The organism is Citrobacter sp. wls827, assembly GCF_005280875.1.
GTDB classification, from domain to species: Bacteria; Pseudomonadota; Gammaproteobacteria; order Enterobacterales; family Enterobacteriaceae; genus Citrobacter; species Citrobacter youngae.
The window spans coordinates 266380-276714 of sequence record NZ_SZWR01000021.1 but is presented as its reverse complement, the minus strand read 5'-3'; the positions used below and the strand labels follow the sequence as shown (position 1 = coordinate 276714).

General features: G+C 51.5%; 11 protein-coding genes and 1 pseudogene. 5 read left to right on the top strand and 7 right to left on the bottom strand.

The window, feature by feature from the left end:
- Nucleotides 1-79: 79 nt before the first annotated feature.
- On the top strand, nt 80-685 hold the full coding sequence (gene gstA / locus FDX03_RS18485; RefSeq protein ID WP_048211751.1) for a glutathione transferase GstA: 606 nt from the start codon (nt 80-82) through the stop codon (nt 683-685).
- Between the two features lie 83 nt (nt 686-768).
- On the opposite strand, the gene pdxY is transcribed toward gstA, so the two are convergent.
- The 5 genes from pdxY to anmK form a co-directional block, all read right to left on the bottom strand.
- A complete protein-coding gene (gene pdxY / locus FDX03_RS18480) occupies nt 769-1629 on the bottom strand; it encodes a pyridoxal kinase PdxY (protein ID WP_048211752.1) in 861 nt (286 codons plus the stop codon).
- A 63-nt stretch (nt 1630-1692) separates the two neighbouring features.
- Nucleotides 1693-2967 (bottom strand): tyrosine--tRNA ligase, encoded by a 1275-nt coding sequence (gene tyrS, locus FDX03_RS18475; protein ID WP_020996426.1) that lies wholly within the window; start codon nt 2965-2967, stop codon nt 1693-1695.
- Between the two features lie 126 nt (nt 2968-3093).
- Nucleotides 3094-3750, bottom strand: coding sequence for a pyridoxamine 5'-phosphate oxidase (gene pdxH / locus FDX03_RS18470; protein WP_048211753.1), 657 nt, complete (start codon nt 3748-3750; stop codon nt 3094-3096).
- A 58-nt stretch (nt 3751-3808) separates the two neighbouring features.
- Nucleotides 3809-4138 carry a C-type lysozyme inhibitor gene (mliC, locus tag FDX03_RS18465; RefSeq protein ID WP_086523662.1) on the bottom strand — a complete coding sequence of 110 codons (330 nt, stop codon included), beginning with the start codon at nt 4136-4138 and terminating at the stop codon, nt 3809-3811.
- 87 nt (nt 4139-4225) lie between these two features.
- Complete coding sequence (gene anmK, locus FDX03_RS18460; RefSeq protein WP_048211755.1) at nt 4226-5347, bottom strand: anhydro-N-acetylmuramic acid kinase; 1122 nt, start codon at nt 5345-5347, stop codon at nt 4226-4228.
- A 274-nt stretch (nt 5348-5621) separates the two neighbouring features.
- On the opposite strand from anmK, the gene slyB reads away from it, so the two are divergent.
- On the top strand, nt 5622-6089 hold the full coding sequence (slyB, locus tag FDX03_RS18455) for an outer membrane lipoprotein SlyB (RefSeq protein ID WP_003029175.1): 468 nt from the start codon (nt 5622-5624) through the stop codon (nt 6087-6089).
- Between the two features lie 48 nt (nt 6090-6137).
- On the opposite strand, the gene slyA is transcribed toward slyB, so the two are convergent.
- Nucleotides 6138-6578, bottom strand: a complete 441-nt coding sequence (gene slyA, locus FDX03_RS18450; RefSeq protein ID WP_019076732.1) for a transcriptional regulator SlyA — start codon at nt 6576-6578, stop codon at nt 6138-6140.
- Between the two features lie 192 nt (nt 6579-6770).
- Between slyA and FDX03_RS18445 the strand changes: the two genes are divergently transcribed.
- The 3 genes and pseudogenes from FDX03_RS18445 (at nt 6771) to FDX03_RS18435 (ending at nt 9910) form a co-directional block, all read left to right on the top strand.
- Complete coding sequence (locus FDX03_RS18445; RefSeq protein WP_005127177.1) at nt 6771-7007, top strand: DUF1656 domain-containing protein; 237 nt, start codon at nt 6771-6773, stop codon at nt 7005-7007.
- A gap of 2 nt (nt 7008-7009) precedes the next feature.
- A complete protein-coding gene (locus FDX03_RS18440; RefSeq protein ID WP_048211756.1) occupies nt 7010-7873 on the top strand; it encodes an HlyD family secretion protein in 864 nt (287 codons plus the stop codon).
- Nucleotides 7870-9910 (top strand): annotated as a pseudogene (locus tag FDX03_RS18435) (FUSC family protein). Before FDX03_RS18440 ends, FDX03_RS18435 begins: the two are co-directional and overlap by 4 nt.
- Here FDX03_RS18435 and sodC read toward each other — a convergent pair.
- Nucleotides 9886-10335: superoxide dismutase [Cu-Zn] SodC (gene sodC / locus FDX03_RS18430; protein WP_249357104.1), on the bottom strand; the 450-nt coding region annotated here is incomplete at its 5' end. The pseudogene FDX03_RS18435 and the gene sodC sit on opposite strands and share 25 nt — an antisense overlap.

Genomic DNA, 10335 nt, shown 5'->3' with positions numbered 1-10335 from the left:
CGCTAACTGTTGTTAGCGGCTTTTTTTTTGCTCCAGGTAGCACTACCATACGGTATACCTCAGCCAAAAGGAGTTACCGATGAAACTGTTCTACAAACCGGGCGCTTGTTCTCTCGCTTCCCACATCACACTTCGTGAGAGCGGTAAAGATTTCACTCTGGATGGTGTTGATCTGATGAAGAAACGCCTGGAAAACGGCGACGATTTTTTCGCGGTAAACCCGAAAGGACAAGTTCCCGCACTGTTGCTGGATGATGGTACACTACTGACCGAAGGCGTCGCCATCATGCAATATCTCGCAGATACCGTTCCAGACCGTCATCTCCTGGCCCCTACCAGCAGTCTCTCCCGCTACAAAACTATCGAATGGCTTAACTATATCGCTACAGAGCTACATAAAGGTTTTACCCCACTGTTCCGCCCGGACACGCCAGAGGAGTACAAACCAACCGTACGCGCATTGCTTGAGAAAAAAATGCAGTATGTGAACGAATCGCTGAAAGACAACCCGTGGATTTGCGGCGCACGCTTCAGCATTGCTGATGCCTATCTGTTTACCGTACTGCGTTGGGCGTATGCGGTTAAGTTGAATATGGCAGGATTAAGCCATATCGAGGCGTATATGGCGCGGATGGCTGAACGCCCGGCGGTTGCCGCAGCGCTTAAAGCGGAAGGATTAAATTAATTGTTGTTGCCGGGTAGCGCTTGCGCTTACCCGGCCTACAGCCAAACCCAGGCCCGATAAGCGTGAGCGCCATTGCACATTGATTACAGCTGAGTAGCGCTAAAGTAGTGTTCCGGTTTCGCGATACGATCCTGAGCGGCAACCACCTGCAGCTCATACTCCTGCATCTCTTTGGTGGCGATCATAATTTCGTACACCGCCGCAGTCACATGTTCCAGCGCCTGCTGCAATGAAGCCCCCTGCAACAGTTTAACCAACAGCAAGCCACTGGTGACATCACCAACGCCAACCGGTTGGCGTGAGCCAAAATCAACAAGCGGACGGCTGATATGCCACGCCTGATCAGCGGTGACCAACAGCATCTCAAAGCGATCTGCGCTCATGCCTGCACGGGCAAGATGCTTAACCAGCACAATTTCCGGCCCCTGCGCAATCAGTTCACGGGCAGCCAGCACCGCCTCATCAACATTGTTAACCGCATGCTCGCACAGAATTTCGAGTTCAATCAGATTTGGCGCGATAATGTCGCTGGCCGGAAGTGCGTGACGAACATGAAATTCCGCAACGCCAGGTGCCACGATGCACCCTTTTTCAGGATGACCCATCACTGGATCGCAAAAGAATTTCGCCTGGGGATTTGCCGCTTTCACTTTGCGCACAATACCCAGAATATGCTCGCCCTGCTCAGCGGATCCCAGATAACCACTCAGCACCGCATCGCAGGTCTGAAGTTTATCGATATCAGCAATGCCCTGAACAATCTCAGTCAGGTGACTGGGTGGCATAACACAGCCGGTCCATTTACCGTACTGCGTGTGGTTAGAAAACTGAACGGTGTTGAGCGGCCAGACATTCGCGCCAAGACGACGCATCGGAAATTCGGCAGCACTGTTGCCGGCATGGCCAAAAACAACGTGGGACTGGATGGCGAGGATATTCTTCATTTTACTTACCACAACCCTAAAAAATAAAGGGGCGTAGTTTCCCACGCCCCTGCTGACTTTGACTTACTTCCAGCAAATCAGACAGTAGTTCTTTTTGCCACGGCGCAGTAAGGTGTAGCGGCCGAACAAAATATCACTGTCCTGGAAGAAATATTCCGGGTCAGATTGTTTCTCACCATTAATGGTGACCGCATTAGACGCAATGGTCTTACGCGCCTGACCGCGAGAAGGCTGCAGTTCAGAATCCACCAGCGCCTGCATCAGGTCGGCCCCCTTGTCCATTTCAATCATCGGTACACCATCCTGCGCCAGCTGTTCGAAGTCCGCTTCGCTCAGGTCGCTCAGGTTACCATTGAACAGGCTTTCGGTAATGCGTTTCGCCGCCACTAAACCTTCTTCGCCGTGAACCAGACGCGTTACCTGCTCAGCCAGAACATACTGGGCACGCGGCGCTTTACCGCTGTTCTTATCTTCTTCTTCCAGCGCATTGATCTCTTCAATGTCCATGAAAGTGAAGAATTTCAGGAAGCGATATACGTCCGCGTCAGCTGTGTTGATCCAGAACTGGTAGAACTTGTATGGGCTGGTTTTCTTCGGATCCAGCCAAACTGCGCCACCTTCCGTTTTACCGAATTTGGTACCGTCAGCTTTAGTGATCAGCGGAACCGTCAGGCCAAATACCTGATTCTGATGCAGACGGCGGGTCAGATCGATACCCGAGGTAATGTTACCCCACTGGTCAGAACCGCCAATTTGCAATGCCACGCCATGCAGTTTATTCAGGCAGGCAAAATCATAACCTTGCAGCAGGTTGTAAGAAAACTCGGTAAAGGAGATCCCCTGATCGTCACGGTTCAGACGCTGCTTAACCGCTTCTTTGTTGATCATCTGGTTTACGGAGAAGTGTTTGCCGATATCACGCAGGAAAGTCAGTACGTTCATACCGCCAAACCAGTCGTAGTTGTTCGCAGCAATCGCCGAGTTGTCGCCACAGTCGAAATCGAGGAACGGTGCCACCTGTTTGCGGATTTTATCCACCCACTCCTGCACGGTATCTTCAGTATTCAGTTTACGCTCGGCGGCTTTGAAGCTCGGATCGCCAATCAGACCCGTTGCACCACCCACCAACGCAACAGGCTTATGGCCTGCCTGCTGGAAGCGTTTCAGGCATAACAATGGAACCAGATGCCCCAAATGCAAGCTGTCAGCGGTAGGATCGAAGCCGCAATAGAGCGCGATCGGGCCTTGCGCCAGTCGCTCTGCTAACGCTTCCTCGTCCGTCACCTGGGCCACCAGCCCCCGCTCTTGCAATTGTTTAATCAAGTTACTGCTTGCCATCAAAATCTCCATGTATAAAACGACTGCACCTTTGCCGGTACACGACTTTTCGCCTGATGCGAAAGAGACATAGAATAAAGCGCCGGATTCATCAGCACCAGCGCTTAAAACAAGAATTTTGCATCTTTAGGGGGCCAGACGGTCAATTTTCCACGCGTCATCTTCACGTTGGTATAAAAAACGGTCGTGCAGACGGTTTTCACCACCCTGCCAGAACTCCATTTGTTCAATGCTCACGCGAAAGCCGCCCCAGAAACTCGGCAACGGAACTTCCCCTTGCTGAAACTTCTGCTTCAGCTCAAGAAACTTACTTTCCAGAATTCCGCGTGCGGAGATCCGACTGGACTGCTTAGAAACCCAGGCGCCAATCTGGCTATCGCGCGGGCGACTGTGGAAATATTTTACCACCTCAAGCGTGGACAAGCGTTCGGCCTTGCCGATGACCATCACCTGCCGTTCCAGCGTATGCCAGGGGAACAAGAGGCTAATGCGTGGGTTGTTCTCGATCTGGTGCGCCTTACGGCTGCCCATGTTGGTATAAAACACCAGCCCTTTGTCATCATAATGTTTGAGCAACACGATTCGCTGATACGGCTGACCGTGTTCATCGACTGTTGCGACGACCATAGCGGTAGGGTCTGCCAGTTTGGCATCACAGGCTTGCCCCAGCCAGCGCTCAAACAGCGCAAGGGGTTCGGCGGGAAGATCGCGGCGGCGAAGACCACCTTTCGTGTATTCACGGCGCAGATGCGCGATTTGCTGCAATTCGTCGTTATCAGACATGATGTTGGCTACGGATTGTCAGTGGGTGACGCTATTGTGCGCCGCCCAGGTGAAAATCTCAACGCTTCGGGTTCTGTAACTGACAGTTATTTAGCACAATTCTGTCTCGTTTATAGACCGTTGCCTCATCGCCTTTAGACCAGAAGACGTAGATACCATCGGTATAGCGTGCACCTGATGCCGACACACCCTGTTTGAGATTCAATAGTTGATTATCATAAACAAAGCTCGCCACCTGTCGGGTATTGTTCAATTTTACGGTAAGCGGTTTTTCATCACAGCGGTATTCGAGCGTATCCGTTTGCATGCGCTCGACAAATTGGTTGTACACACTACAACCGGTAAGCAATACGGGCAGACACACTAATAACAATTTTTTCATAGCCATTTCCTGAAGACTTTCCTGGTCCCGGAGGGCAAAAAAACCCTCCCTAACATCCCTAGTTTATCGGTATAGCGCCTGAAATAATTTCAGTTAACTCTGAGTTCGTGGATTGGCGGGGAAAATAGCCCCTAAAACGCTGGGCTCAGATGCGCCGGTCACCGAAGGCAGGTTGCCCGGCAGTCCCGCGAGTGTACGCCACGCCAGCCAGGCAAAGGCCAACGCTTCCATATCATCACCACTGATCCCGGCTTCATCGGTGGAGGTCACTTCCGTCCCTGGCAGCAGCGCCGCCAGACGCATCATAAGAAGTGGATTGCGACTACCGCCGCCACATACCATCAATCGTTCACACCCACCGCTCAACAGGACCTGCTCGGAAATCGTCACGGCCGTCAGCTCAGCCAAAGTCGCCTGTACGTCTCGTGGGCGAATTCCCGGAAACTGCGCCAGATGGCGTTCAATCCAGCCATAATTGAAATATTCGCGCCCCGTACTCTTTGGCGCTGGTGCAGAGAAATACGGATCGTTAAGCATCGTTTGCAACAGTGGCAGGATCACTGTACCCGAGCAGGCCCACTGTGCATCTTTATCATAAGGTTGGCCACATTGCCGCCAAATCCACGCATCCATCAGCATATTGCCCGGGCCGGTGTCATACCCCCGAACCGGTTGTTTTGGAATGAGCAGTGACAGATTGGCAATACCACCAATATTTAACACCATCCGGCGTTCCGTTGGATGCGCCAGCAACGCCTGATGAAAAGCTGGAACCAGCGGTGCCCCCTGTCCACCTAACGCGATATCGCGCCGACGAAAATCACCGACCACCGTTACCCCGGTACGCGCTACAATCTGGTTGTTATCACCAATTTGTAACGTGTGTGGCGCAATTCCTGTCGGTTCATGCCACACGGTTTGCCCATGACAGCCGATCGCGACAATATCCTGCGGTTTTAATTTTTCCTGCTGCAGCAACGCGTTCACCGCATCAGCGAACAAACGCCCCAACTGCGTGTCCAGTTGACCGTATTGAGAAAGCGTCAGTTGCTGCCCCTGACAAATATCCAGAATGGCCTGTTTTACATGAACGGGGATGGGCCATGTCAGACTTGCCTGCTGCGCAACCATCGTTTCATCTATCGCCGCCAGCACAACATCCACACCATCAAGGCTGGTTCCAGACATCACTCCGATAAAACGGCCCGATTTCATACGTCATCCTTTTAAGCAAATTAGCCTTGACACTCCACCATAAAGTGTCGACTAATTCCATGCTTCCTTGATGATTTTTGCAGGTTAATCTTTCCAGTAACCGCTAAATTCCATCACCGTGATGAATGATTCGTTTATACTCGGTTAACCCGATTTCGGTTAAGATTTTCATATTGTTCCAGTAGAACATGTGACCTTAGACTCACAAATGCCATATAATTTAGCCATGAGGAGTGCTTTATTAGCGTTTCGTGGTGACAAAGGAGATTTGTAAATGATTAAACGTGTGCTGATTGTTTCATTAATGGGCGTATCTTTAGCGGGCTGCGTTAACAATGATAGCCTTTCCGGTGACGTGTATACCGCATCCGAAGCGAAACAAGTTCAGAACGTTACCTACGGTACGATTGTTCATGTTCGTCCGGTGCAAATCCAGGGTGGTGACGACGCAAACGTGATTGGCGCTATTGGTGGTGCTGTGCTGGGTGGGTTCCTCGGTAACACCGTAGGCGGCGGTACCGGTCGTTCATTAGCGACAGCTGCAGGTGCGGTTGCTGGTGGCGTAGCAGGCCAGGGCGTACAAGGCGCGATGAATAAAACCCAGGGCGTAGAACTGGAAATTCGTAAGGATGACGGTAATACCATTATGGTGGTTCAGAAGCAGGGTGCGACCAAATTCTCTGCGGGTCAGCGCGTTGTTATGGCTAACAATGGTAGCCAGGTTACCGTGTCTCCACGTTAATCGAATTCACGTGTGGTCAGCCTCTGGCCACACGTCGTTTTGATCGCTTTAGCCCTGCGACTGCAGTTCAATGATATTGTGTTCCAGTCTGGCGACCAGTTTTATCAGCAGATCAATTTCCTCAGCGGAAATCCCTTCCAGAATTTCGCCGCGCGTTTTATTGATAACCGCTTCCATATCAGCAATCAGCGGTTCGGCCTTCTCCGTTAATTTAATTCTCTTTGCCCGACGATCGCTGGCGCAAGTCTGTCGTGAAATGAGTCCCTTTTCTTCTAACTGGTCGAGTGTACGCACCAATGAAGGCTGCTCAATACCAATCGCTTTAGCCAGTTGAATCTGTGATTGATCCGGTGGCAACTGATGAATGTTGTGCAGCGTAACCCAATGCGTCTGCGTCAACTCCAGAGGTTTCAGGCGATGGTCAATCAGAGCACGCCAAATGCGCACCAACCGTGCCAGATCAGAACCTAATGGCGATTCCAATTTCATCTCCTTATAATTAGCTTGCTAAGTTATTGTGCTGATTTTAGAATAGTGTGCAGCATTTGTATTCCCAAAACAAATGTATTGCCAAATTTGCTTACCGGATGACATTTTTTCAGACATTATGCGTTACAGAGACACATTGTCCCTTTTTTTGCTAAACCTATAGCAACGCTCTTTTCGCCAAGGATTTTGCCCGTGAAGTTTATGTTTAATGCAACAGGATTGCCCCTACAAGATTTAATGATCGGAGCATCTGTCTACTTCCCCCCTATTTTCAAGGCGTTTGTTGCAGGATTTATCCTCTGGCTAGTTGTTCATCGCCTGCTACGCGACTGGATCTATTCTGGCGAAATCTGGCATCCCCTGTTAATGGATCTGTCCCTCTTTACGCTTTGCGTGTGTCTGGCCTTTGTCATGTTGATTGCGTGGTGATTATGTCGCTTAAAACCATTAAATACTTCTCCACTATTATAGTCGCTGTCATCGCCGTCCTCGCCGGGTGGTGGATGTGGAATTACTATATGCAATCTCCATGGACGCGTGACGGAAAAGTCCGCGCTGAACAGGTCAGCATCACACCGCAAATCTCTGGCAGCATTAGTGAACTCAACATTAAAGATAATCAACTGGTTAACAAAGGCGATATTCTTTTTGTTATCGACAAGACCCCTTTCCAAATAGCTGAGCTGAATGCACAGGCTCAACTGGCCAAAGCGCAGTCCGATCTGACCAAAGCCGATAATGAAGCCAGACGTCGCCGCAATTTGTCGCAAAATTTCATCTCGGCAGAAGATTTGGACAGTGCACTGCTCAATGTAAAAGCCATGCAGGCGACCGTTGCCGCAGCCCAGGCCAGCTTGCGCCATGCTCAGTGGCAATTGGCGCAAACGGTAGTCAAAGCCCCGGTCACAGGCTGGGTCACCAATCTATCAACCCGTACCGGAGACTACGCCTCAACGGGTAAACCGCTGTTTGCTCTGGTCGACAGTCATTCTTTTTATGTCATGGGCTATTTCGAAGAAACCAAGCTACGCCATATTCAAGACGGGGCACCTGCTCTAATCACTCTCTACAGCGGCAACATTAAGTTACAGGGTCACGTTTCCAGCATTGGTCGCGCTATTTATGATCAGAGCGTGGAAAGCAATTCCGGTCTGGTTCCTGACATCAAACCAAACGTTCCGTGGGTCCGTCTGGCGCAGCGGGTTCCTGTTCGTATCGAATTTGATACCCTTCCGCACGATGTTACGCTGGTTTCGGGGACAACCTGTAGCGTGTCCATCGGCCAGCAAAAATGAAACTGCCCCGCCTGACACCAGCCATTCTGCCGTGGTTTAAAGCCACGAGCGGACAATGGCGTTACGCGCTGCGTAATACTATTGCGATGTGTCTGGCGCTAACCTTCGCCTATTACCTCAATCTGGACGAACCCTACTGGGCGATGACATCAGCAGCGGTAGTCAGTTTTCCAACCGTTGGTGGCGTGATCAGCAAAAGTCTGGGGCGTATCGCGGGCAGTTTACTTGGTGCAACGGCCGCATTGATTATAGCCGGTCATACACTCAATGAACCGTGGCTGTTTCTGTTGAGCATGTCAGTCTGGATCGGTTTTTGTACCTGGGCGTGCGCGCATTTCACCAACAACGTGGCCTACGCTTTTCAACTGGCAGGCTATACCGCGGCGATTATTGCGTTTCCAATGGTGCATATTACAGAGGTTACACAACTGTGGGATATCGCCCAGGCACGTGTGTGCGAAGTCATTGTCGGGATCCTGTGTGGCGGCTTGATGATGATGATCCTGCCCAGTACATCCGATGGCACCACGCTGTTGACCGCATTGAAAAATATGCATGCACGTTTGCTGGAGCATGCCAGTTTACTCTGGCAGCCAGAAACCACAGATGCTATCCGCACCGCCCATGAAGGGGTGATCGGCCAAATCCTGACCATGAATCTGCTACGTATTCAGGCGTTCTGGAGCCACTACCGTTTTCGCCGTCAAAATACCTTGCTCAATGCGTTGTTACACCAGCAGTTGCGGTTGACCAGCGTAATTTCCAGTCTGCGGCGGATGCTACTGAACTGGCCCAATCCCCCGGCAAATACCCGGAATGTCATTGAGCAGTTGCTGAACGCATTGGTAAAACCCGATACCGACAGCTACGCCGTCGCGCGGATTATCGCCCCGCTGTGCCCCGTCGATCAGCATGACTATCGGCACGTCGCCTTCTGGCAGCGTCTGCGCTATTTTTGCCGTATCTATCTGAAAAGCAGCCATTATCTGCGCTTACTGGAAAAGGGGGTTACGGTCGATAATATCAATATTGAGCGCACGCCGGGTCTTGCCCGTCATACCGATAACGCGGAGGCTCTCTGGAGCGGATTGCGTACCTTCATTACGCTGATGGCAATCGGCGCGTGGAGCATTGGCGCACAATGGGAATCAGGCTCCGGGGCTCTGACACTTGCCGCCATCAGCTGCGTGTTGTATTCCGCCGTAGCAGCCCCCTTCAAATCACTCTCTTTGCTGATGCGCACGCTGGTCCTGCTGTCGCTGTTCAGTTTTGTGGTGAAATTCGGTCTGATGGTACAAATTACCGATCTCTGGCAGTTCATTCTGTTTCTCTTCCCACTGCTTGCCACCATGCAGTTGTTAAAATTACAGATGCCGAAACTGGCGGGGCTTTGGGGACAGCTGATCGTCTTTATGGGATCGTTCATCGCGGTGACCAATCCTCCCGTCTATGATTTTGCAGTTTTTTTGAATGACAATACGGCGAAGATCACGGGCGTCGCTCTGTCGTGGCTGGCTTTTGCCATTCTGCGGCCAGGTTCTGATGCGAGAAAGAGCCGCCGTCATATTCGCGCGTTACGGCGTAACTTTGTTGATCAACTTAGCCGCCATCCGTCACTCAGTGAAAATGAGTTTGAGTCACTGACCTATCATCATGTCAGCCAGCTCAGCAACAGCCAGGATGCACTGGCGCGACGTTGGTTACTACGCTGGGGAGTGGTGCTACTGAACTGCTCACACGTGGTATGGCAACTTCGCGTCTGGGAGGCACGATCAGATCCGTTGGCGCGCGTCAGGGATGTGTGTATATCACTGTTACGCGATGTGATGAGTGAACGTGGCGTGCAGCAACGTCCGCTGAATGCCACGCTTAACGAACTCCAGCGCATCTGTGATGCACTGGCCCATCATCATCAGCCCGCAGCGCAGGAGTTATCGGCCCTTATCTGGCGACTACACTGCTCACTTTCACAACTTGAGCAAGCGCCGCCACCGGGCACGCTGAGTCGCTGATTACTTGATAACACCACAGGCGTAGCGCGCACCTCCGCCGCCAAGTGGTTTCGGTTGATCGGACATATTATCGCCACCCACATGGATCATCAGCGCCTTACCTTTTACCTCGTCGAGCGTTTTGAGCCGCGGCGCAACAACCGGCGTTGTCGCATTCCCTTCGTTATTTACCACCAGCAATGGCAGGTCACCCATGTGACCTGCGTCTTCCGGACCTTCATGCTTGCCAGTTTTATGCGGATCATAATGACCGCCAGCCGATTCTGCTGCTGAGGCTTTACCCTCTTTGATAGCGGGTTGGCAACTGCCGTTAGCATGCACATGAAAACCATGTTCGCCCGGTGGCAGTGCTTTAAGATCAGGCGTAAACTCCAGCCCTTTTGCGGATTCGGCAATAGTGACCGTACCAATCTCCTGGCCAACGCCCTGCGACGTCACCAGATTCATCAC